Annotated in this window: 16 protein-coding genes and 3 tRNA genes; 8 read left to right on the forward strand and 11 right to left on the reverse strand. The window is 67.5% G+C overall.

Annotation, left to right across the window (positions count from 1 at the left end; translation table 11 throughout):
* Positions 1-80: 80 nt before the first annotated feature.
* Positions 81-809, forward strand: a complete 729-nt coding sequence (locus ABRP34_RS18115; RefSeq protein WP_353711238.1) for an FCD domain-containing protein — start codon at positions 81-83, stop codon at positions 807-809.
* A gap of 137 nt (positions 810-946) precedes the next feature.
* On the opposite strand, the gene ABRP34_RS18120 is transcribed toward ABRP34_RS18115, so the two are convergent.
* Positions 947-1,020, reverse strand: a tRNA-Arg gene (locus tag ABRP34_RS18120).
* 279 nt (positions 1,021-1,299) lie between these two features.
* Between ABRP34_RS18120 and ABRP34_RS18125 the strand changes: the two genes are divergently transcribed.
* A complete protein-coding gene (locus tag ABRP34_RS18125; RefSeq protein ID WP_003801252.1) occupies positions 1,300-3,126 on the forward strand; it encodes a phosphoenolpyruvate carboxykinase (GTP) in 1,827 nt (608 codons plus the stop codon).
* A gap of 196 nt (positions 3,127-3,322) precedes the next feature.
* On the opposite strand, the gene ABRP34_RS18130 is transcribed toward ABRP34_RS18125, so the two are convergent.
* From ABRP34_RS18130 to ABRP34_RS18145, 4 genes are all read right to left on the reverse strand, one after another.
* Entirely contained in the window at positions 3,323-4,483 is a 1,161-nt protein-coding gene (locus tag ABRP34_RS18130) for a globin domain-containing protein (RefSeq protein WP_353711239.1), read from the reverse strand.
* Between the two features lie 172 nt (positions 4,484-4,655).
* The gene (locus ABRP34_RS18135; protein ID WP_003801248.1) at positions 4,656-5,105 is read right to left on the reverse strand and encodes an Rrf2 family transcriptional regulator; all 450 of its coding nucleotides are present in this window, start codon (positions 5,103-5,105) and stop codon (positions 4,656-4,658) included.
* Positions 5,106-5,206: 101 nt separating this feature from the next.
* Entirely contained in the window at positions 5,207-5,689 is a 483-nt protein-coding gene (locus tag ABRP34_RS18140; protein ID WP_353711240.1) for a hypothetical protein, read from the reverse strand.
* 9 nt (positions 5,690-5,698) lie between these two features.
* Positions 5,699-7,117 carry a phosphomannomutase/phosphoglucomutase gene (locus ABRP34_RS18145; RefSeq protein WP_003801245.1) on the reverse strand — a complete coding sequence of 473 codons (1,419 nt, stop codon included), beginning with the start codon at positions 7,115-7,117 and terminating at the stop codon, positions 5,699-5,701.
* Between the two features lie 127 nt (positions 7,118-7,244).
* On the opposite strand from ABRP34_RS18145, the gene ABRP34_RS18150 reads away from it, so the two are divergent.
* Complete coding sequence (locus ABRP34_RS18150; RefSeq protein WP_353711241.1) at positions 7,245-9,458, forward strand: RecQ family ATP-dependent DNA helicase; 2,214 nt, start codon at positions 7,245-7,247, stop codon at positions 9,456-9,458.
* Here the strand turns inward: ABRP34_RS18150 and ABRP34_RS18155 are convergent.
* From ABRP34_RS18155 to ABRP34_RS18165, 3 genes are all read right to left on the reverse strand, one after another.
* Positions 9,403-10,878, reverse strand: a complete 1,476-nt coding sequence (locus ABRP34_RS18155) for an MFS transporter (RefSeq protein WP_353711242.1) — start codon at positions 10,876-10,878, stop codon at positions 9,403-9,405. The genes ABRP34_RS18150 and ABRP34_RS18155 overlap by 56 nt on opposite strands.
* Positions 10,879-11,020: 142 nt before the next feature.
* Positions 11,021-11,109: transfer RNA gene (locus ABRP34_RS18160), tRNA-Ser, on the reverse strand.
* Positions 11,110-11,287: 178 nt separating this feature from the next.
* Positions 11,288-13,531 carry a prolyl oligopeptidase family serine peptidase gene (locus ABRP34_RS18165; protein WP_353711243.1) on the reverse strand — a complete coding sequence of 748 codons (2,244 nt, stop codon included), beginning with the start codon at positions 13,529-13,531 and terminating at the stop codon, positions 11,288-11,290.
* 61 nt (positions 13,532-13,592) lie between these two features.
* On the opposite strand from ABRP34_RS18165, the gene ABRP34_RS18170 reads away from it, so the two are divergent.
* A complete protein-coding gene (locus tag ABRP34_RS18170) occupies positions 13,593-15,599 on the forward strand; it encodes an FAD/NAD(P)-binding protein (RefSeq protein WP_353711244.1) in 2,007 nt (668 codons plus the stop codon).
* A 145-nt stretch (positions 15,600-15,744) separates the two neighbouring features.
* Here the strand turns inward: ABRP34_RS18170 and ABRP34_RS18175 are convergent, their stop codons facing one another.
* From ABRP34_RS18175 to ABRP34_RS18185, 3 genes are all read right to left on the reverse strand, one after another.
* On the reverse strand, positions 15,745-16,533 hold the full coding sequence (locus tag ABRP34_RS18175) for a VOC family protein (RefSeq protein WP_353711245.1): 789 nt from the start codon (positions 16,531-16,533) through the stop codon (positions 15,745-15,747).
* 120 nt (positions 16,534-16,653) lie between these two features.
* Positions 16,654-16,785 (reverse strand): hypothetical protein, encoded by a 132-nt coding sequence (locus ABRP34_RS18180; RefSeq protein ID WP_280959902.1) that lies wholly within the window; start codon positions 16,783-16,785, stop codon positions 16,654-16,656.
* Positions 16,786-17,088: 303 nt separating this feature from the next.
* Positions 17,089-17,176: transfer RNA gene (locus tag ABRP34_RS18185), tRNA-Ser, on the reverse strand.
* Between the two features lie 113 nt (positions 17,177-17,289).
* Between ABRP34_RS18185 and ABRP34_RS18190 the strand changes: the two genes are divergently transcribed.
* From ABRP34_RS18190 to ABRP34_RS18205, 4 genes are all read left to right on the forward strand, one after another.
* Positions 17,290-18,273 carry an NAD(P)H-quinone oxidoreductase gene (locus ABRP34_RS18190; RefSeq protein WP_353711246.1) on the forward strand — a complete coding sequence of 328 codons (984 nt, stop codon included), beginning with the start codon at positions 17,290-17,292 and terminating at the stop codon, positions 18,271-18,273.
* A 126-nt stretch (positions 18,274-18,399) separates the two neighbouring features.
* Positions 18,400-19,014, forward strand: coding sequence for a PadR family transcriptional regulator (locus tag ABRP34_RS18195; protein WP_353711247.1), 615 nt, complete (start codon positions 18,400-18,402; stop codon positions 19,012-19,014).
* Positions 19,011-19,745 carry an ABC transporter ATP-binding protein gene (locus tag ABRP34_RS18200; protein WP_003801227.1) on the forward strand — a complete coding sequence of 245 codons (735 nt, stop codon included), beginning with the start codon at positions 19,011-19,013 and terminating at the stop codon, positions 19,743-19,745. The genes ABRP34_RS18195 and ABRP34_RS18200 overlap by 4 nt, the downstream gene beginning before the upstream one ends.
* Positions 19,693-22,599, forward strand: a complete 2,907-nt coding sequence (locus ABRP34_RS18205) for an FtsX-like permease family protein (protein ID WP_353711248.1) — start codon at positions 19,693-19,695, stop codon at positions 22,597-22,599. Before ABRP34_RS18200 ends, ABRP34_RS18205 begins: the two co-directional genes overlap by 53 nt.
* Positions 22,600-22,661: the final 62 nt, after the last annotated feature.

Here is a 22,661-nt window from a genome sequence, read left to right on the forward strand (position 1 = left end):
TAACAATGGACCGCCCGTTCCGGGGACGTGGGACATCCGATACGGTGAGGAAAAGTACGGCCACTGCTAAGGAGCCCTCCATGCAGCCCTCCAACATGGTTCCGCCGGCCCGTTTCAGCGCCCAGGCCCGTCTGCGCGCCCTGCAGTCGGACATCATGGAACTGATCCTGGACCGCGATCTGGAGCCCGGAGATGCCCTTCCCACCGAAAATGAGCTGTGCCTGGCTCTCGGCGTGGGCCGGAACACCCTGCGGGAGTCGCTGAAGGTCCTGCAGGCGCTGGGGGTCATCGAGATCCGCCACGGATTCGGTATGTTCGTCGCGCCCAGCAATTTCGAGTCCCTCGCCGACGGCCTGATATTCCGCGGACGGCTGTCCCTGCGGCACCACGGCCTGGAAGCGCGCCAGCTGGTGGACGTCCGCCAGGCGCTGGAGGCGGGTCTCATCGGCAGTGCGATGGATGAGATGACGGCCGAACAGCTGTCCGCCATCGAGGAAACCGTGGTCCGCATGGAGCAGAGCGCGGCGGCAGGGGAGGCCTTCGTGGAAGCCGATGCCGAATTCCACCGCCGGCTCTTTGAACCACTGAACAATGAACTGCTGCTCAACCTGCTTGGCGTCTTCTGGAAGGTCTACCGCAAGATCTACACCGAGGTTGGCCCCGGAGTGGAGGACCTTCCTGCGCTCGCTGCAGTGCACCGGAACATTTACTCGGCCGTCGCCGCCGGGGACAAGGCATGGGCAGCCCGCGAGCTGACTCACCACTTCGACGGATTCCGCAGGCGGATCCTTGAGGCCGTCGGCGAATAGGTAGCCGGTTCCGGCGTGCGTTTTCATCGGGTTTGGGGCCGCGGCCCCGGCAGGCAGGCTTGAGACTTAATGCAGCTCGGCCGGCGGGCTTAACGCAGAAGGTCCGCACCGGTTTCCCGGTGCGGACCTTCTCTTTGTGCGCCCAAAGGGATTCGAACCCCTGACCTTCTGTTCCGTAGACAGACGCTCTATCCAGCTGAGCTATGGGCGCATCTTCCGGTTCCTGCCGAACTCTTCGCTCGCCCCGAACCTCGAATAACTTTACGCGAGGACGGCCGCAGTTCCAAATCGAGGACCATGTAATTTACACAACTAGACCGGTCTACGTGACCTTCGTCACTAATTTCAAGTTTCCTAAATCAAAATTCCTTGATTTTCCGCGGAAGTTGCCTGCGGACGGGCAGGACATCCGATGTCTGACAGCGGATTGGTCCAGATCATCAGAAATAGCATTTAGCACACACCACTGAACCCGACGAAGGGAACTGCAATGGCCCACCTGACGCGACTGCCCCTGCTTGAAGAGGCACCCACCACCCACCCCGGTCTGCTGGCGTGGGTTGAAGAGGTCGCTGGGCTAACCCAGCCGGACCGGATTCACTGGGTCGACGGCTCCGAGGAAGAAAACACCCGCCTCACTGACGAACTCGTCGCGGCCGGCACCCTGAAGCGGTTGAACCAGGACCTGTTCCCCAACTCCTTCGCAGCCTTCTCGGATCCCGCCGACGTGGCCCGCGTCGAAGAGCAGACCTTCATCTGCTCCGAAAAGGAGCACGACGCCGGCTTCACCAACAACTGGATGGCCCCGGCGGAGATGAAGGAGAAGCTGCGCGGGCTGTTCTCCGGCTCCATGCGCGGCCGCACCATGTACGTCATCCCGTTCGTCATGGGCCACCTCGATGCCGAGGATCCGAAGTTCGGCGTCGAGATCACCGACTCCGCCTACGTTGTTGCCTCCATGCGCATCATGGCCCGCATCGGCACCGACGTGCTGAACCGGATCACCGAGACCAACGCCTTCTTCGTTCCGGCCCTGCACTCCCTGGGTGCTCCGCTGGAGGCCGGCCAGGCCGACGTCCCGTGGCCCTGCAACCCGGACAAGTGGATCGTGCACTTCCCCGAAGAGCGCTCCATCTGGTCCTTCGGTTCGGGCTACGGCGGAAACGCCCTGCTGGGCAAGAAGTGCTACGCCCTGCGCATCGCGTCGGTCATGGCCCACGACGAGGGCTGGCTTGCCGAGCACATGCTCATCCTCAAGCTCACCTCGCCGGAACAGAAGACGTACTACGTCTCAGCAGCGTTCCCGTCCGCCTGCGGCAAGACGAACCTGGCCCTCCTGGACCCCACGATCGAGGGCTGGAAGGTCGAGACGCTCGGCGACGACATCACCTGGATGCGGTTCGGCAAGGAAGGCGAGCTGCGTGCCGTCAACCCCGAGGCCGGCCTCTTCGGTGTGGCTCCCGGCACAGGCTGGGGCACCAACCCCAACGCCATGCGTGCCATCGCCAAGGGCAACAGCATCTTCACCAACGTTGCACTGACCGACGACGGCGGTGTCTGGTGGGAGGGCATGACCGAGGAAACCCCGGCGCACCTCACGGACTGGCAGGGCAACTCCTGGACGCCTGAGTCCGGCAAGCCGGCAGCCCACCCGAACTCGCGCTTCTGCACCCCCATCGACCAGATCGACATGCTGGCCGAGGAGTACCACAGCCCGGACGGTGTGGAACTGTCCGCGATCCTGTTCGGCGGCCGCCGCAAGACCACCATCCCGCTGGTCACCGAGGCCCGCGACTGGACCAACGGCATCTTCATGGGCTCCACCCTGTCGTCCGAGACCACCGCTGCTGCGGCCGGTGCCGTCGGCGTGGTCCGCCGCGACCCCATGGCCATGCTTCCGTTCATCGGCTACGACGCGGGTGACTACCTGAACCACTGGGTCAACCTGTCCGCCAAGGCCAACCCGGAGCGCCTGCCCAAGATCTTCCTGGTCAACTGGTTCCGCCGCACGGCCCAGGGCGGTTTCGCCTGGCCGGGCTTCGGGGACAACGCGCGCGTCCTGAAGTGGGCCATTGAGCGTCTCGAAGGCAAGGCCGACGCCGTGGAGACCCCCATCGGCTTCGTCCCCACCGGCGACGCCATCGACCTCACCGGACTCGACATGACCCCCGCCGAGGTGGAGGAAGCAGTCCACGTCGACCCCGACGAGTGGAAGACCGAGCTCGCCTCGATCGAGGAGTGGTTCGCCAACTTCGGTGATTCGCTGCCCGCTGCGCTCCAGCAGGAGCTCGACGGCCTCAAGGCCCGCCTGGCCTAGTCCCCACTGCCTCCCCCATCTCGCAAGCTCGGGTGGGGACCCCTCGGCAGCGTGGGCCCAAAAGTACGACGGCGGCCCCGCACCTTTTTCATCCAAAGGTGCGGGGCCGCCGTCGTCCGATAGGAGAGGCGCGAGCGGACATTTAAGCCCCGGGGCTTAAATGTCCGTTCGCGCTCATCCAGGGCAGCGGCCGCGGCTAGGCGGCCAGCCAGATGTCCGGGCCGAAGACCTCGTAGTGGATGCGTGTTGCCGGGATTCCGGCTTCGATAGCCTCGTTGCGGATCTTTTTCATGAACGGGAGGGGGCCGCACAGGTACAGGGAGGCGTCGGCGGGCAGGTCCACCTCGCGAAGGGACATGAAGCCTGCCTTCGTGCCGGCCTGGGGTTCCTCGAGCCAGACTTCAAGGTCCGCTCCGTCCAGGCGTGCCACATCGGCGGTCATCTGCCCGCGGAGGGCCCAGCTCTCCATGCTGCTTTCGGCGTGCAGCACCAGAACCTGGCGTTCGGAACCGGCTTCCGCGAGGGAACGCAGGATCGATGCGGTGGGAGTGCAGCCGATGCCGGCGGAAGCAAGGACCACCGGTCCGTTGCCGTCCTTCAGGGTGATCTCGCCGTAGGGGTTGGAAATCTCCAGGGTGTCTCCTACGGCCACGCTGCGGTGCAGCACCGGGGAGACCTCGCCGCCGTCGTCCAGCTTGGCGGTGAAGGTGCGGCTCGTCCCGGCCTCATCGGACAGGGAGTACTGCCGGACCTGGCGGATGCCGTCGGGCAGCTGGACCTTCACGCTGATGTACTGGCCAGGCAGCGCGGGGGTGACCGGGGTGTCATCGGCCGGCGCCAGGGTGAACGTCATGGCGCCTGTTCCTGCGGGCGTCTTTTCGACGACAGTCCACGGCATCCACATCCTGGTGTTTGACTGTGCCGCGTACAGGTCCTTTTCGAGCTTGATCAGGGCATCGGCCATGAGCCAGTAGACCTCGGTCCAGGCCTCGGCGATTTCCGGCGTGATGACCTCGGCCAGGTCATCGGCGATGGCCGCGAACAGGTGCTCGTAGACCACCTGGTACTGCGGTTCGGTGATGCCCAGGGAGGCGTGCTTGTGGGCGATCCGGGAGAGAACGGCTTCGGGCAGGGTGCCGGGGTTGTTCACCAGGTGGGAGGCGAAGGCGGCGATGCTGCCGGCCAGGGCCTGCTGCTGGTTGCCGGAGCGCTGGTTGGAGCGGCTGAACAGCCCGTCCAGGAGTTCCGGGTGCGCGGCAAAGAGCCGGTCATAGAACTTGGGGGTGATCTCGCCGATTCGTGAACCGACCAGGGGAAGGGTGGCTTCGATGACAGGACGGGCTTTGTCCGAGAGCATTGACACTCCTGAGCTAATGGTCCGGGGTCTTTGGCCGGACCGGAACTTCAGATACTGGCATTTGAAATGCGGGTTTCTGATGACTCATTTCTACACCCTGTAGAAGGAGATTGCCAAATAGAGCGGAGAGCCGGCGGGGACGGCGCCTGCAGGGGCGCGACGGCCGGGTTGGTCAGGCGCCGGGGCGCAGCCCGATCGCCTCGAAAACGGGCGTCATCTGGCGTGAGGTCGGCAATTCGGCCACCACGACGTCGTCGAGCTCGCGGTAAAAAGCCTCGCGCGCCCGCGCGAGGGCGCCGCGGAGCCGGCATTCATTGATGAGGGGGCAGCTGCCCGCCGGGCCGATACATTCGGCCGCGTCCTCGCGGGTGTCCAGCTCCCGCAGAACCTGGCCCACGGTGACTCGGCGGCCGGCGGCGCTGAGCCGCGAACCACCGTTGCGGCCGCGCTCAACGTCAATTAGGCCCAGCATGCGTAGCTTGGCCACGGCCTTGCTGACGTGGTTGTAGGGGGTTCCGACGGCGTCGGCGACGTTCTGCGTGGTGAGCAGTCCGCCCTCGGGTGCGGCAGCGAGCACCATGAGGGCGCGCAGGCTGACGTCCGCGAAGGCGTTGATTTTCATGCTTCTAGCCTAATGGCCTGTGCAAATCACGGTCCGTCCGGTGCGGAGCGCGTGGTCTGTGCGCACCGCGTGACCGGGTGAAAGCGCTGCTGCGGACCGGTCTAGTCAGCCCAAATAACAGGCTCGTTGGAGTCGGCGGCAAGGTCCCCGAACTCCCACTCAGTGCCCTCGCTGTTCGGGGAGTACGGCAGGACGGCTGCGAAAACCGCGCCGTCCCGGTGTTCGGTGGCCACGTGGATGGCGTCCGAGTCCTCCTCGACCAGGGTGATGTCGCAGACGATTGCGGCGGCCCGGAACTCGTCCCGGTGCTGGCGCAGAAGCTCGGTGACATCGCGGATCATCCCGTCCGCGTCGAACTCGCCGTCCCCGTCGGCATCCGGGTCCGCCGGCGAGACCGCCACCAGGCGGACGTCGCCGTCGTTCTCCATCACGAGGGCGAACGGCAGGAACCCGCCGCTCCGCTCAAGCTGTTCCTGGGCTGCCGCCATGCCGGTGCCCAGAAGGTTTTCCAGGTCCGTGGCCGTGGACTCCGGCACGGATGCGCGCCACGATGACGGGTCCGGGGCCGGGTCGGGTGATTCCACGGTGCTGTCCTAGCTGCGGACCAGGGCCAGCACGCGGTCGCGCACGCGCTCCATCGTGGCCCGGTCTGTGGCTTCGGCGTTCAGCCGCAGGTACGGTTCGGTGTTGGAGGGGCGAAGGTTGAACCAGAAGCTGCCGTCGGCGGCGGTGAAGGTGCTGCCGTCCAGGTGGTCCACAGCCACGTCCTCGGTCTCGAAATCGGCCCGGACGCGCTCCACGGCGCCGGCCTTGTCCTCGATTTCGGAGTTAATTTCGCCGGAGGACACATACGGTTCGTACTCCCGGCCGAGCTCCGAAAGCGGGCCGTCCTGCTCGCCGAGGGCGGCCAGCACGTGCATGGCAGCCAGCATCCCGGTGTCCGCGTTCCAGAAGTCACGGAAATAGAAGTGGGCGGAGTGCTCCCCGCCGAAGATGGCGCCTTCCTCTGCCATGACGGCCTTGATGAAGGAGTGGCCCACCCGGGTGCGCACGGCCCGGCCGCCGTCCTCGGCGACGAGTTCGGGCACCGCACGGGAGGTCAGGAGGTTGTGGATGATGGTGGGCTTTGCCTCGCCCTGGGCCTTCGCGCGGGCGATTTCGCGGCGGGCCACCATGCCCGTGATGGCCGACGGCGAGACCGGCTCGCCCTTTTCGTCGATGACGAAGCAACGGTCGGCGTCGCCGTCGAACGCCAGGCCGATGTCCGCGCCGTGTTCGACGACGGCGGCCTGCAGGTCGCGCAGGTTTTCCGGCTCCAAGGGGTTGGCCGGGTGGTTCGGGAAAGAGCCGTCCAGTTCGAAGTAGAGCGGAACGATGTCGAAGGGCAGCTTCGGAAGCAGCGTGTCGCCCAGGACGGCCGGCGTGGTCAGTCCGGCCATACCGTTACCGGCGTCCACCACGATCTTGAGGGGGCGCGAGCCGGAGAGGTCAACGAGGGTGCGGAGATACTCGGCGTAGTCCTTCAGCACATCGCGGACGCCGATCTGGCCGCGAGTTTCGGCAGCGGGGATGGAGCCCGTGTTCAGGTACTGCTCGGCCAGCGCCTGGATTTCCTTGAGGCCGGTCTCGGAGGAGATCGGGACGGCGCCGGCCTTGGCCATCTTGATGCCGTTGTACTCGGCGGGGTTGTGGCTCGCGGTGAACGTGGCGCCAGCGGCGTTCAGGGCTCCGCACGCGTAGTACAGCTCGTCTGTGGAGATCAGGTCCAGCAGTTGGACATTGGCTCCGCGGGTGGCGGCACCGCTGGCGAATGCTTTGCTGAATTCGGGGGAGGACGGGCGCATGTCACCGCCGACCAGGACTGTCTGCCCCTCAAGGCCAAGCACGTCAACGAACGCTGCGCCTACGGCTTCGACGATTTCAGCGGTGATGGATTCGCCCACGATGCCGCGGACGTCATACGCCTTGAACGAGGCCGAAAGGTCAAAAGTACGGGTCTGGTCGCTAGTCACGGCACTTATCTTACGGGCACGCGCGCGGCGGCCAGTGAAGGGGAAGTCACAGAAGCGCGCGCCGGCGTTTTCCACATGGTGGGTGCCCGGGGTTTGGTGTGTCAGAGGCGGCTGGGATACTGAATCAATGGCAAATAACCAGCACGCTCCAGTCCTTGCTTCTGCCCCCGGCCCCTCCGGCACCGGCGCCGGAAGGGATGAGGGATCGGTCACTGGGACCCGGGGCCAGGCCCTGTCGGTGCTGCGCGAGCTGGTGGGCAGGCCGGATGCCGACTTCCACGACGGCCAGTTCGAGGCCATTGAGGCGCTGGTCGACGGCGGCCGCCGGACGCTCGTGGTGCAGCGGACAGGCTGGGGAAAGTCCGCCGTTTATTTCGTGGCGTCCCTGCTGCTCCGCCGGCGCGGGGCAGGACCCACGCTCATCGTTTCGCCGCTGCTGGCCCTGATGCGGGACCAGGTGGCGGCGGCAGCCCGAGCAGGTGTACGGGCCGTGGCCATCAACTCCGCCAACCAGCTGGAATGGGACACGGTGCGGGAGCAGCTAGCCGCTGACCAGGTGGACGTCCTGCTGGTTTCCCCCGAACGGCTCACCAACCCCTCGTTCCGCGAAAACCAGCTGCCGGAACTCATCCGGCGCACGGGGCTGCTGGTCATCGACGAGGCCCACTGCATCTCCGACTGGGGCCACGATTTCCGGCCCGACTACCGGCGCATAGCGGACCTCATCACGCAGCTGCCGGACACCGTGCCTGTACTGGCCACCACAGCCACGGCCAACTCCCGCGTGGTCCACGACATCGAGGAACAGCTTGGCGAGGGCGTGCTGACCATCCGCGGCGCGCTGGGCAGGGAGTCGCTGCGGCTCGGGGTCCTGGCGCTGCCGAACTCGCGTGAGCGTCTCGGCTGGCTTCTCACGCACCTCGCGGATCTGCAGGGCAGCGGGATCATCTACACCCTGACGGTCTCTGCCGCCGAAGACACCGCCAGGCTGCTCGCGGAGGCAGGCCACGAGGTACTGGCCTATACCGGCCGCACCGACCCGGCGGACCGGGAGAGGGCGGAGCAGCTCCTCAAGGACAACCAGGTCAAGGCGCTTGTGGCCACCTCCGCGCTGGGGATGGGTTTCGACAAGCCGGACCTCGGTTTCGTGGTGCACCTGGGCGCCCCGTCGTCCCCGGTTGCCTACTACCAGCAGGTGGGCAGGGCCGGCCGTGGCGCCGCCAATGCAGACGTCCTGCTCCTGCCCGGGTCCGAGGACCGCGAAATCTGGCAGTACTTTGCCACCGCGTCCATGCCCTCCGAGGAGAAGGCCGCGGCTGTGCTGACCGCGCTGGCGGAGGCCGGCTCGGCCGTGTCCACCGTGGCGTTGGAAGCCCGGGTGGACCTTCGCCGGACGCCTCTGGAACTCCTGCTGAAGGTGCTCGCCGTGGACGGCGCAGTGGAACGGGTAGGCGGCGGCTGGCGCTCCACCGGAATGCCTTGGACGTACGACGCCGAACGGTACCGCCGCATCGCGGAGGCCCGGGTGGACGAGCAAGACTCCATGGTGATCTACCAGAACACTGCCGGGTGCCGGATGGAGTACATCACTTCCGTCCTGGACGACGTGACCGCCGCCGCCTGCGGCCGGTGTGACAACTGCGCCGGCCGATGGTTCCCCGCGGAGATCGCGTCAACAGCCACGGAGGCTGCCGGCCAGACACTCAGCCGCGCAGGCATCGTGCTGGAGCCCAGGCTTCAGTGGCCCAGCGGAATGGACCGCCTCGGGGTGCCGGTGAAGGGCAAGATTAAACCCGACGAAAACACAGCTGACGGAAGGGTCCTGGCCAGGCTGACGGACTTGGGCTGGGGCGGGGCGCTGCGCGAACTTTTCGCGGCCGGGGCTCCGGACCGCGCTGTCGATCCCGGCATGCTGCAGGCCTGTGTCCAGGTGCTGCGTGAATGGGGCGCCGGTGACTCGCGGATTCCCGGCTGGAGCGGCGCGGGCAGGCCGGCAGCGATCGTCAGCATGCCCTCGCGCAGCAGGCCCGAACTCGTGGACTCGCTGGCCCGGGGCATCTCCCAGATCGGCCGTATCCCGTACATCGGCCAGCTGCAGCTCGACCATGGCGGGCCCGCCGGCGGACGCGGCGGCAACAGCGCCTACCGGCTGGCCGGGGTGTGGGACCGTCTCGTGGTGGGGGAGTCATTGGCGGCAGAGCTCGCCGGGCTGGGCGGCGGCAGCGTGATGCTTATCGACGACCTCGTGGACAGCCGGTGGACGGTCACCGTCGCGGGACGGGCGCTTAGACGTGCCGGTGCGGGCGCGGTGCTTCCGCTGGCGCTGGCCCAGGCCGGCTGACTTCGGCCCCCGCATGCCGGTGCAGCGTAAGGCTGTCGACGGTGCTGAGGAGCATCAGCACCGCAATCGACAGGAATGCGCCGCGGTAGGCGGCCACGCCACTGCCGTCAGGTCCGGCTGACAGGATGCCGCCAAGCCCGGACGAGAGCAGGGGCTCCGACTCGAAGAGGCGCAGCAGCAGGGCGCCCACTGCGATTCCAGCCCCGGTGGCCAGCTGAACGATCGTGGCCGAGACGGCATTGGCGGACGTCAGCTGCCCGGGCTGAATGTCGGCGTACTGGACCGACGCGTACGCGGAGAAGCCAACGGAACGGAAGGCCCCGCTGCACACGAGCAGCGCGAATACCAGAGGTTCCGGCGTGGCCGGGGTCAGCGTCGCGCAGAGGGCAAAGGTGGTAGCCGACGCCAGGGACGCGAACACGAGCACGGGCTTGAATCCGAAGCGCCTGATGAGCGGCGTCGTCGCGGGTTTGATGCCGATGTTGCCGATGAACACGGCGGCCACCATGATGCCCGCGTGCAGGGGGCTCCATCCGAAGCCGTTCTGGAACATCAGCGGCAACAGGAACGGCACGGCACTGATGGTCACCCGGTAAATGAAGCCGCCCGAGTTGGTGGCCCGGAAGGTGCGGGTGCCGAACACTGTCAGATCAAACAACGGGTGGGCAGCGCGGCGCATCCAGAAGACCGCGGCTGCCAGCGAGAGAACCCCGGCCAGAATACTCGGCCAGGTCCAAGAACCGCCGGGGTGGCCGCTGGCCAGTTCAAGTCCCGCCACCAGCGCTCCCACGCCGGCCGTGGTGAGGGCAAGTCCAAGCCAGTCCAGCCGGCGGTTGCGGTCACCGGGGACGGCGGGGACCAGGCGCAGGGCGGCGAGGAAGGCGGCGGCGCCGAGCGGCAGGTTGATCAGGAAGATCCAATGCCAGGACAGGTAAGTGGTCAGGGCGCCGCCCACGAGTGGCGCCAGGACCGGAGCCAGCAGCCCGGGCCAGACGAGGTAGGCCGTGGCGCGCAGCAGATCCGACTTTGGCGTCCCGCGAAGCACCAGCAGCGTACCGACCGGCACCATCATCGCCCCGCCCAGGCCTTGCAGGACGCGGCTGACGGTCAGCGCCGTGAGGTCCTGGCTTGCGGCGCACAGCAGCGACGCCGCGGTAAAGACAGCGATAGCCAGGCAAAAAATCCGCCGGGCCCCGAGCCGCTCCGCCAGCCAGCCGCTCAGCGGGATGCCCATGGCCACAGTCATCAGGTAGGCGGTCATGGTGATGTTCACGCTGGCTGACGGCACCCCAAAATCCCCGGCGATGCTCGGAATCGCAGTCGTCAGGACCGTCCCGTCGAGGAACTCCATGAAGAACGTGGCCGCCACAAGCAGGGCCAGCCGGGGGCTCCAGGCCTCGTTGGCAGAAAGCTTGTTCATGCAATCATCCTGCCACCGGAAAGCGCTTTATCGCCTCGGCCGTCCGGCACGCGGACTGCTGCCTCGTTTAACGGACTGCCGCCGCCGAGATGCAGGAGCCCGGGAACGCAAAAGGCCCCGGTCCGAGGACCGGGGCCAAACGCGGAGACGGGGGGATTTGAACCCCCGGTCGAGTTTAACCCCGACCCTTCATTAGCAGTGAAGTCCATTCGGCCGCTCTGGCACGTCTCCAATTGCTATTACTAGCCCACCAAGGATACGCAGAACCGGCCATCCAGTGCAAAACGGCCCCCGCTGCCGGCGAAAAACGCGCCGGCCCGGCCCAAACCCCGGAGTTTTTGCACAGATAATGCGGGCTCAAGCGGCGGCCCTATCTCGCGATATCTGAACAAAATCTCCAGCAGGCGCGTCAGGCCGTGCCTTCGGCCAGCGCCTTCCACAGGAAGTGCTGGCTGCGGCCCTGGAGCGCGGCCGCCTGCCGGTTGTCCGAGGCACCGGCGTGTCCGCCTTCCAGCGCTTCGTGGAACCAGATGTTAGGGATGCCCATGGCCAGCATCCGCGCGGCCATCTTCCGGGCCTGCACGGGACCCACGCGGTCGTCGGACGTTGCGGTCCAGATGAACGTCTCCGGGTATTCCACGCCGTCCTTCAGCTGGTGGTACGGCGAAAACGTCTTGATGAATTCCCAGTGCTCGGGTAGGTCGGGGTCGCCGTACTCGGCAATCCACGAGTGTCCTGCCGACAGCTTCGTGTACCGGCGCATGTCCAGCAGCGGCACCCCGCAGGACACTGCACCGAACAGTTCGGGGTACCGCGTCAGCATGTTGCCCACGAGCAGGCCGCCATTGGAGCCGCCGACGCAGCCGAGCCGTTCCCTGCTGGTGACACCCCGCGAGATCAGGTCCCTGGCCACCGCCGCAAAGTCCTCGTAGGCGCGGTGCCGGTTCTCCTGCAGCGCCGCCCGGTGCCAGGACGGGCCGTATTCCCCGCCGCCGCGGATGTTGGCCACGACGTACACGCCGCCGCGGCTGTGCCCCTCCGCAAAGCCGTCGCCCGGAACCGCGGCAGTGCGCCGTTCCAGCCACGCCCGCCCGATGGTGCCGCTGTACGCCGGCGTGCGTGAGACTTCGAAGCCGCCGTAGCCGGAGAGCTGCGTGGGGTTCTGCCCGTCAAGGACCAGGCCCCGCGCGGCCACCTGGAAGTAGGGCACCCTCGTGCCGTCCGCCGAGACGGCGAAGTGCTGTTGCACCTCGTAGTCCGCTTCGTTGAAGAACGACGGCGACGTCTTCACCACCGCATGGCGGCTCACCACGCCTGCCGCTGCAGTTCCGTCTGAAGCCCCGCCGTCGGCGGTTCCCCGGGCCAGTGCGCTCCGGGTCAGTGTGCCGCGGGTCAGCGTGCTCGGCGTCGTGAAGCCGGTGGCAACGAGCCAGAAGTCGTCCCCGGCCCCGCGTTCCGCCTCGTCCTCGTCGTCCACGGCGAAGGCATTAACGTCGTGCAGCGGCGGGCAGGCGTCCAGCAGCGAGGAGTGCCATGAGTCGGCAGGATCCAGCACGCGGATTTCCGAGGACACGTCCTTCAGCAGGTTCAGCAGCAGGAAGTTCCGAGTCCAGCTCCAGGACTGCAGGGAGGTGTGCGCGTCCGGGGCGAAGAGAACCGTCAGTTCGCGCTCGCCCGCCAGGTACGCCCGGAAATCAGCCGCCAGCAGAGATCCCGCCGCATAGGTGGTGCCGTTCACGGTCCAGTCGCGCTGCGGCCTGAACAGCAGCCATTCCCGGTGCACGCCCGTGTTCACGTCGGTGGGCACGTCCACCGGCACCCAGTCATCGTCCTGGAGCACGGACGTGCGGCGGTTGAAGAAGTCGATCCAGTCCACGGCGAACGTCCGCTCAAAACCCGGGGTTGAGTCGTGGGCCACGATGGCCATCATGTGGTCCTCGGGGATCTCGAAGATGCGCGGCGCATCGGCCAGGACCTGGCCGCGGCGGAGCCGCACTGCGGTGCGGGCGTAGGACGACGCAGTGCGGGGGAGATCCCCCGCGGTGCTGGCGACCAGCAGCGTGTCCGCGTCGAGCCACGAGACGTTCCCCTTCGCCGTCGGGAGGTCAAAGCCGCCGGCGGCGGGATCAACGAAAGCCCGGGTTTCGACGTCGAACTCGCGGTAACGGTTGGCGTCGCCGCCGTCGGGGGAGAGAGCCACCATCGCGCGCCGGTACGGCTGCCCGGGTTCGGGCCGGAGCAGGTTTGCGCCGTGAAAGACCCATTCCACGCCGTCGGCGGACGCCAAGGCGTCCACATCGAGCAGCACCTCCCACTCCGGGGCGTCGCTGCGGTAGCTCTCCCAGCTGGTCCGGCGCCACAGGCCCTTGGGGTTCTGCCGGTCCTTCCAGAAGTTGTAGTACCACTCGCCGTGCTTGCTCACCATGGCGATTTTGTCCGTCGAGTCCAGCACTTCGAGGATCTCGCCCTCGAGCCGGGCGTAGTCGGCGTCTTCCAGCAGGTCCTCCGTGCGGGCATTCTGCTCGCGTACCCAGGCCAGCTGTTCCTCGCCGTAGATGTCCTCCAGCCAGATGTTCTCGTCGGTGGGCGCGGGCGCGGTCTCCGTGGGGGCGGCGCCGGACGCGGGGGCAGAATCAGCTGCGGTGGTGGTCATGCGCCCATCCAAACAACATCCCCACTCAGCTAGCAAGTCACATGCCGATACTCTGGAAGGCGTGGTTATTTCGCAGAGCATCCGGACGGCGCTGATTGGCGCCGGTCCCAGGGGTACCAGCGTGCTGGAGCGGCTGCTCGCCAACTGGTCCGCCGCCCGTCCCGCCGGTGCCCGCCTGCACATCGACGTCATCGATCCGTTTCCTGCTGGTCCGGGGCACGTCTGGCAGCCCGGACAGTCGCGTCTCTACCTGATGAACACGCAATCGTTCTACCCCACGCTCATTCCCGAGGACACGGGACTGGCCGCGCCGGTGGCTGGCACCACCTTCGACCGCTGGCGGACAGCCCAGCAGCACAGCCCCCTGGCCGGGCTCTCCGACGACGAACGGGCAGAGCTCGCCGTGCTGGGATCCGGCGACTTCCCCAGCCGTGCCATCTACGGCCGCTACCTGCGGTCCACTTTCGAGGAGCTGCTCGCCGCGCTGCCCGACGGCGTCACCGTGGAAATGCACCAGGCGACGGCCACCGCCGCGCGCCGGCAGCCGGACGGAAGGTTCGAGGTCGAACTGGACGCGATCGTATTGGACGCGGTCGAACGGGACAACGGCGAACTGGACGGCGGCGTGAGCCTCACCGTCGATTCCGTCGTCCTCGCGCTGGGCCACCTGGCCTCCCGCCTCAGCCCCGAACAGCGCGAACTCCAGGCAGCCGCCGCGCAGTTCGGCCTGCGCTACCTGCCGCCGGCCGTCCCCGCCGACGTCGACTGGAGTGTGATTCCCGCGCAGGAGCCGGTGCTGGTTCGCGGGATGGGCCTGAACTTCTTCGACGTGATGGGCCAGCTCACGGAGGGCAGGGGAGGGAAATTCGTAGAGGCAGGAGACGCCCTCGAGTACCGGCCTTCAGGCCAGGAGCCTTTCATCCTGGCGGCGTCCCGGCGCGGAACGCCGTACCGGTCCAAAGCCACCCTCGCAGGCTACTACCCGGCGTCGGTCACACTCCGCTACTTCACCGGCAAGGCGCTGCGGAGGTTCTCGGCCGCCGGGATCGTTCCGGCATTCGACCACGACCTTTGGCCGCTCCTGCACCGGGACGCGCTCTGGGCCTATTACACGACCCTCGTGCGCTCGCAGCCGGACACGGTTCAGGACCATGCCGCGTTCCTCAAGGAACTGGACGAGGCCCTGCACCCGCATGCCCATGGCACCGGCCGGTGGGAAGAGGACTTCAACGCCGTCGTCGGCCGCCATGTCCATCCGGACAGCAGGCTGAACCTGCGCGGTCTTGCCGCCCCGCTGGCCGGGCGGACTTTCGCCTCGCGTGCCGAGCTGGACGCCGCCGTCGTCGACTACCTCGACGACGATGCCCGCCGCTCCGCTCTTGGCGAGGACGACCCCGTCAAGATGGCCATCGGGGCGCTGCACCACGGCCGTGCCGTGCTGAAATCGGTAGTGGCCGACGGCGGGATCACCGATGAGTCATGGGTCGCCGGCCTGCGGGGCTGGTTTGAATCGCTGGTGGAGGGTCTCGCCAGCGGTCCGCCGGCGCTGCGCGCCGAGCAGCTGGCGGCACTGGCACGGGCCGGAATTGTCAGCTTCGTTGGCCCGGACCCCAAGTTCGGCGTGGTCCGCGGGAAGCGCGCCTTCACCGCCGCCTCGCCGTGGGTACACGGCGGTGCCGCGGAAGCACACACACTGGTGGAGGCACTGGCGCCGGCCAACCGGGTGGCCCTCAACGAGTCCCCGCTGCTGGAGCAGCTCCTCGCCGACGGGCTCGTGCGGCCACGGACCATGATGACGGTGGAAGGCACTCCAGTGCAGTCCTCCGGCCTCGACGTCCGCCCGCACCCGTACCGGCCGGTTGCATCGAACGGCGAGGTCACGGACGGGATGTACGTGCTGGGGCTTCAGCTCTCGGCCGTCCAGTGGGGAACCGCCATTGCCGCCGAAGCGGCCCAGCAGGCCGGTCCGGTGTACCCCAGCGGGCAGCGCACCCTCCGCGACGCCGACGAGATCGCCCGCGCCATCCTCGGCCTGCCCCCAACCGCTTCCTCAAGTCCTGTCGCTTGAGCCCAAACGCTTCCTCAAGTCCTGTTGCTTGAGCGGGAACGCTTCCGCGATTTCCCGGCAGAATGCCGACCCCGGGCGGCACAAAGGATGCCGGCCGGTCGCTTCCTGCGAAGCCGCCGGCCGGCATCCATTCGGGGAACGTCGCCTACTGGGCGCCCTGGCCCGTGTCGGCCAAAAGCTTGAACCTGGCCCCCGTGGGGTCTGTCAGCGTGGCCATCCGGCCGTAGGGTGTGTCGTCCGGTCCGTCAAGGACCGTCGCGCCCAACCTGACGGCCTTGTCAATGGAGGCGTCGGCGTCCTCTACGGCGAAATAGACCACCCAGTTGGAGGGGACTTCGGCGGGAAGGTCGGCCGACGCATCATAGATCCCGGCCTTTGCCTCCCTGCCGGCGCCCAGGGTTGTGTAGCGGAACTCCGGGGTGTCGCTCATGACGTCGGTGTCCCAGCCGAACACGTCCTGATAGAACTTCACCGCAGCGGCATAGTCCTTGGTGTGAAGCTCGTGCCAGGCCGGGGCGCCCGGTTCGCCCACAAGTTCGTAACCCCGCATCTCCCGCGGCTGCCACACACCAATCGCGGCACCGGAGGCATCACCGAAGAGCGCCATGTGGCCCTGTTCCGGGACGTCCATGGGTTCCACGTACACCTGGCCGCCGTTTTGGGGAACCGCCGCGGCTGTGGCGGCGGCGTCGTCCGACCACAGGTAGGTGGACCACATGTCCGGCATACCCGCCTGGTCCTCCTGCTTCTGCATGATGCCGGCGACGGTCTTGCCGTTCTTTGTGGCGGTGATGTAGCCGCCGGACTTTTCCTGGTCTCCGGTCTGGAAGTCCCAGCCGAACAGTTCGCCATAGAACTGTTTCGCCTGGTTGGCGTCGGTGGTCATAAGGTCGACCCAGCACGGTGCGCCGGAAGTGGGTTCGGGCGTAGGCATAGTCTGCTCCTGGTGTGGTTTGCGGGACATCCCCGCAGGTCATGGAGGTGCTACGGACAGAACCGACACTATGCCGGGGGTGTGACACTTTCAATGGATGTGCCGTCTGCAGGCGGGAGCTCAGGGCCGGTCCGAGTATGACGTGGCCGGCTCCTGGTCGTCGTCGGCCTCGATCCACTCAATGAAGTCCTTCAGCGACATGCACCAGTAGTAGTCCGAGTACCGCAGGCTCTGCTTCTCAGCCTTGCTCATGACCTCGACCCCCACATGCAACGGTGGATGCGGAAGCTCTGTCCTGCGGTTGCGGGATAGAGCTGTGCTGATACAAGTGAACGCCTTCCGGCAACGGCGCGCATGAGTGGCGCGTACTCGTATTCTGCAGGGCAGGTACTCGGATTACCTGATTTTCGGACCGCGGTCCGCACCCCTACTTGCCCGTACAAAAGGGCCACTACTTGCCCACGCAAAAGGCCGGCCGAACCAAACTTTCGATTGGCCCGGCCGGCCTTCAAAATGGCCGTCAGCGCGGTGCTTTCGCACGCCGCCGGCCCTGCGCGGAAGGTAAGAGATTCGAACTCTTGGTACGGGGTTACCGCACACTGGTTTTCAAGACCAGCTCCTTCGGCCGCTCGGACAACCTTCCCTAACTAGTAGTGTTTCATAGGCAGTTGGCTGCAACAAAAACCACCGCGTGGCAGTTGTCGCCGGTGCACAGTATTTTTGGGGCAGGAATCAGCTAGAAATCGGGAGTTCGCCATGAAAGCCGTCTTTATCTCGGAGCCCGGCGGGCCGGAAGTGCTGGAAATCCGTGAGGTCCCGGCTCCGCAGCCGGGCCAGGGTGAGGTCCTCATCGACGTTGTGGCGGCGGGTCTGAACCGCGCCGACGTCCAGCAGCGGAGAGGCTACTACCCGCCCCCGCCGGGTGCCTCGGAGATTCCCGGGCTGGAGGTTTCCGGCAGGATCGCGGGCTTCGGCCCCGGCGTGACCAAGCCGTTTTCCATCGGGGACAAAGTCGTGGCGCTGCTGTCCGGCGGCGGCTATGCGCAGCAGGTCGCGGTGCCCTCGGAACAGGTGCTGAGGATTCCCGACGGCGTCGACCTGGTCACCGCTGCCGCCCTGCCTGAGGTGGCGGCCACCGTGTACTCGAATTTGGTCATGACCGCGCAGTTGCAGCCGGGGGAGACCGTCCTGATCCACGGCGCCACGGGAGGCATCGGCACCATGGCCATCCAGTTGGCCAAGGCGTTGGGCGCTACCGTGGCAGCCACCGCGGGCACCGACGAAAAAGTCAGCACCGCCAAGGCATTCCTTGGTGCCGACATCGCCATCAACTATGCGGAGGAAGACTTCGCCGAAAGCCTCCGCGCGCAGAACGGGGGCAAGGGTGCCGATGTCATCCTGGACGTGGTCGGCGGCAAGTACCTGCAGAAGAACGTCGACGCCCTGGCGGATTACGGCCGGCTCGTCGTCATCGGGCTGCAGGGAGGCGCCAAGGGGGAGTTGGACCTCGGACAGCTGCTGCGCAAACGTGCGGCCGTCGTGGCAACAGCGCTCCGGCCCCGGCCGGCTGCGGAGAAGGGCGTCATCATGACGGCGGTCAGGGACTCCGTGTGGCCCCTCATTGCTGACGGGCGGATCCACCCGCTGGTGGCCAAGACCTTTCCACTGGACCAGGCCAGGGCGGCCCACAAGTACTTCGACTCCGGCGAGCACGTGGGCAAGGTCCTGCTGGTGATGTAACCGCGCACCTGGCGGTAGATACTCAGTATTGCGATTCGCCCGGGATCGTACTAGGCTCTGGGCATACGCGGTATGCACGCGTCTTGGGGGCGCGTGCATGCCGCCGACTTCCAGCCAAGGAGCCCGATGTCCATCCGCCACAGCCTCCTCGCCCTCCTGCAGGACCAGCCGCGTTACGGCTACCAGCTCAGGGTCGAATTCGAAGACCGCACAGGCTCCACCTGGCCGCTGAACATCGGGCAGGTCTACACCACCCTCGACCGGCTGGAACGTGACGGCCTTGTCAGCAACGACGGCGGCGACGGCGAAGGCCACGTCGTCTACAGCATCACCGATGCGGGCCGGGCAGAGGTCCAGGGCTGGTTTGCGACACCGGTGGAACGCAGCAATCCGCCGCGGAACGAGCTCGCCATCAAGCTGGCGCTCGCCGTCACCCTGCCCGGGGTGGACGTGGCAGCCATCATCCAGGCCCAGCGCGCCGCTTCCATGCGCGCCCTGCAGGACTACACGAAGTCCCGGCGGGACACCGCGGCCAACCAGCGGGCGGCGGACACGGCCTGGCTGCTGGTGCTGGATTCGCTGATCTTCCAGACGGAGGCCGAGATCCGCTGGCTTGACCTGTGCGAGGCCAGGATGGTGCAGCTTGCACAGGCCTCCGGGACGCGCAGCCAAGCACGTAAACCGTCCAACGGGGTCACTGCGCAAGAGGCTGCCCCGCGCACAGCGGAGAACCGCCGGTGAGCGTGCAGGGACCGCAACAGGTCCTTGAGCTCGCCAAGGTCAGCAGGACGTTCGGGCAGGGAGCGACGGCCGTTGCCGCCCTGCGGGATGTGGACCTCACCATCAACGCCGGGGAATTCGTTGCGGTGATGGGGCCATCCGGCTCCGGAAAATCATCCCTCCTGGCGCTGGCCGGCGGACTGGACCGGCCGACGTCGGGCGGCGTCTTTGTGGAGTCAACGCCCTTGGCGGGGCTGGGACTGAACGCGCTGGCACGGCTCCGCCGCCGTGCCGTGGGCTACGTCTTCCAGGACTTCAACCTGGTCCCGACGCTGTCGGCCGTGGAAAATGTCGCACTGCCGCTCGAACTCGACGGCGTGCCGGCCAGGAAAGCGCACCGGCAGGCACTGGATGCACTGCGGCAGGTGGGGATCCCCGGGCTCGCGGACCGGTTCATGGATGAAATGTCCGGCGGGCAGCAGCAGCGTGTGGCCATCGCACGCGCCATCGTGGGGAGCCGCCGGCTGATCCTTGCCGACGAACCCACCGGTGCGCTGGATTCCACCACCGGCCACGGCGTGATGGAAGTGCTCCGCTCCCGGGCCGACGACGGCGCCGCGGTCATGCTGGTCACGCACGAGGCCCGCCATGCCGCGTGGGCGGACCGCGTGGTGTTCATCCGCGACGGCCGGATTGTGGATGAGGCAACGGCCATGCACGATCCCGCGGTTCTCCTGGCGCCGGCCGGCTGAGATGGCCCTTGACGTTGCGCCCGTGCCCCACGGCCGGTGGCACAGTTTCGGTCTTGCCCTTCGGATGGCGCGCCGGGACATCAGCCGGCACCGCGGCCGCTCCCTGCTGATCATTTTGCTGATCCTGCTGCCCGTGGCCGGCATGACCGGTGCCGCGGCCCTAGCGCAAAGCATGCAGGAAACGCCTGCGGAACGGGTGCAGTACCAGCTGGGCAGCACCCAGGCGCGGCTCCGCAGCATGCCCGCCTCCAACGCCGAGACGGTGCAGGATCCCGTGCTGGAGACGGCAACCATGACGCGGAACTTCACCGTCGACCCCGACTTCACACCGCGAAATCCGAGGGATGCCATCCCCGCCGGCTACGAAGTCCTCACCGAAACGCAGCTCACACTCATGGTCCGGGCCCGCGCGTCCCTTGGCGGCGCGTCGGATGTCCCGGTGATGGCCAAAGCTGTTGACGCCCTGAACCCCGCCTTCACCGGCAAATACACCCTTCTGGAGGGCAGGCCGGCAGCCGCCCGTGATGAAATCCTCGTCTCGCCCGGAGCGCTGGAACGCTTCGGGATCCGCCTCGGGGACAGGATGACGACGGCGGACGGCTCCTTCGCCGTCGTCGGCACCGTCCGGGATGCCACCTACTCGGACGGCAACCCCATTCTGTTCCTCCAGCCAGGCCAGGCGGCAATCGACAGGCCGGCTGCCCAGGGGAATCCGCTGGGCGAAACGATGTATTACCTCATGGGTCCAAAACCCGTCACGTGGGACCAGATCCGTGACCTGAACAAGTCCGGCGTCGCTGTGCTGTCACGCGCCGTGGCCCTGAAGCCGCCGGTCACGTCGGGCGCTGCCGCCAACGCCAGGGCCATGCCCGCCGCCGGCTACATTGGCGGCGTGCTGATCGGGGCACTTGCCCTGCTCGAAGTGGGCCTCCTGGCCGGCGCAGCGTTTGCCGTGGGCGCCAAACGGCAGGTCCGCGAGCTGGCCCTGCTGGCCGCAAGCGGTGCGGAGGCACCCACGGTCCGGGCGGTGGTGACTGCCGCCGGGCTGTGGCTTGGGACCATCGCGGTGGTTGCCGGCGCCGTGCTGGGGGCCGGCGGGGCTGCCGCGGTAGTGGGCGTCGCCAGGCATCTGGGCTCCGTCCGATTTCCCGGAATCCATCTGGACCTCCTGCCGACTGTTGCGGCCATGGCCATGGGCCTGCTGGCATGCTTCCTGGCCGCTGTGGTTCCTGCGCGGCAGGTTGCACGGCAGGCGCTGCTCGGCGCATTGAAGTCGGGCCGCTCCCTCGCTGCTTCGGGGACCTGGCCGGCGCGGGTGGGAGCCTTTCTGCTGGTTGTGGCCATCATCTGCCTGGCAGCCGGGCGGACGCTGGGGCTGACCGGTGACCTGGACGCCGTGGCTGCCCGCACCCCGCTGCTCGCGGCTCTGCTCACTGGTGGCGCAATCCTGGCAGTGGCGGCTCTGGTGCTGCTCACCGGGACATTCGTGAAAATCCTGACTGCACGCACCGCCTGGCTGCCGCTTCCACTGCGGATGGCCGCCCGGGACTCTGCCAGGAACCGGAGCCGCACGGTGCCTGCCGTGGCGGCGGTCCTCGCCGCCGCAACGCTTGCCAGTGCCGCGATGGTCCTCTCCGCCAGCCAGATGGCGGAGGCGAAGCGCACCCACATGTGGGCTGCACAGGAGAACCAAGTCTCGCTGCCGCTGGAAACCGCACCAATCCAAGCACCGGGGACGGCCTCCGCCCCGCCGATTGACCCGGCCGCCGTAGCCGCGGCGCTGCATCGGGAGCTTGAAACCGTGCAGTGGACGCAGGTCCTGAAGGGCCCGGTGCTGAGCAAGTGCAACATGCAGGCGTCCGCCGGTGGATCCCTTCCCGCCACTAACGACGGAGTGGACTGCCGGCAATACAAGCTCGCCGTGCCCGCCGGCCAGGAATGCCCCGCCACGCCGCAGGGCCGCGTCCTGGACGGGAAGGACTGGCGGTGCAACGGATCAATGTTCCCCGCCGGCGCCGCGGGCCAGCTTCCGCCAGTGGTGGTTGGCGGCGCCGACGAGCTCCGGGCACTGCTGGGCCGGGAGCCCAGCCCCGCCGCGGTGGAGGCACTGAACACCGGCGGAATGGTGGTCAGCAACCCGGTCTTCGAAAAGGACGGGAAAACCACGCTCCAGTCCTATGACGTTCGCCAGCCCGTTCCCGGCCCCGGGCCCGCCGTTTCCTACAAGCCCCAGAGCAACACCGTGCTGCCCGCCGTCGTCGAGGCGCCGGAGGTGCCGGTCCCGTTCTACGGAGTCATCGCACCGGGCACCGCGTCCAGGGCGGGCATGCACGTCGGCAATTCCGTCCTGCTCGCCCAGCTGTCCGCCTACCCGGAAGCCGCTGAGCAGGACCGCGCATCGGCGGCACTCGCGCAGGTCTACCGGATCCAGGCCCTTGGCTTCTACGTTGAGCCGGGAGCGGACCGAACAGGGTCTGAGCTGCTGTGGCTGATCGTTGGCACCAGCGCACTCATCACACTCAGCGCCGCCGGCATCACCACGGGACTTGCGCTCGCCGATGCCCGGGCAGACCACATGACGCTGGCCGGCGTCGGGGCGCCGCCGCGGCTGCGGAAGGCACTGGCCGCTGCGCAGTCCCTCATGACCGCGTCCCTTGGCACCTCGCTGGGAGTGGCCGCCGGGGTGGTGCCCGCAGTCCTCCTCATTGGGGCCACCCGGATGTTCGCAGAGCCCGTCGTTCCCTGGATGCCGCTGCTGGCGCTGCTCGTTGGCGTGCCGCTGACAGGCAGTGCACTGGCCTGGGTCTTTGCCCGTGCCCGCCTGCCGGTGTCCCGGCGACGTCTCGGCTCCTGACAGCTAGGTTGGCCCTGACTGCCGGCCCGGGGCGGACGGCGGACGGCCCGGGGCGGACGGCG

The organism is Arthrobacter sp. K5 (assembly GCF_040448525.1).
GTDB classification, from domain to species: Bacteria; Actinomycetota; Actinomycetes; order Actinomycetales; family Micrococcaceae; genus Arthrobacter; species Arthrobacter globiformis.

Bases quoted from the DNA above. Each gene is read 5' to 3' on its own strand.
- ABRP34_RS18175 (WP_353711245.1), bottom strand. From the start codon at position 16,533: ATGCCTACGCCCGAACCCACTTCCGGCGCACCGTGCTGGGTCGACCTT.
- ABRP34_RS18180 (WP_280959902.1), bottom strand. From the start codon at position 16,785: ATGAGCAAGGCTGAGAAGCAGAGCCTGCGGTACTCGGACTACTACTGG.
- ABRP34_RS18115 (WP_353711238.1), top strand. From the start codon at position 81: ATGCAGCCCTCCAACATGGTTCCGCCGGCCCGTTTCAGCGCCCAGGCC.
- ABRP34_RS18150 (WP_353711241.1), top strand. From the start codon at position 7,245: ATGGCAAATAACCAGCACGCTCCAGTCCTTGCTTCTGCCCCCGGCCCC.
- ABRP34_RS18195 (WP_353711247.1), top strand. From the start codon at position 18,400: ATGTCCATCCGCCACAGCCTCCTCGCCCTCCTGCAGGACCAGCCGCGT.
- ABRP34_RS18190 (WP_353711246.1), top strand. From the start codon at position 17,290: ATGAAAGCCGTCTTTATCTCGGAGCCCGGCGGGCCGGAAGTGCTGGAA.
- ABRP34_RS18165 (WP_353711243.1), bottom strand. From the start codon at position 13,531: ATGACCACCACCGCAGCTGATTCTGCCCCCGCGTCCGGCGCCGCCCCC.
- ABRP34_RS18135 (WP_003801248.1), bottom strand. From the start codon at position 5,105: ATGAAAATCAACGCCTTCGCGGACGTCAGCCTGCGCGCCCTCATGGTG.
- ABRP34_RS18205 (WP_353711248.1), top strand. From the start codon at position 19,693: ATGAGGCAACGGCCATGCACGATCCCGCGGTTCTCCTGGCGCCGGCCG.
- ABRP34_RS18155 (WP_353711242.1), bottom strand. From the start codon at position 10,878: ATGAACAAGCTTTCTGCCAACGAGGCCTGGAGCCCCCGGCTGGCCCTG.
- ABRP34_RS18125 (WP_003801252.1), top strand. From the start codon at position 1,300: ATGGCCCACCTGACGCGACTGCCCCTGCTTGAAGAGGCACCCACCACC.
- ABRP34_RS18130 (WP_353711239.1), bottom strand. From the start codon at position 4,483: ATGCTCTCGGACAAAGCCCGTCCTGTCATCGAAGCCACCCTTCCCCTG.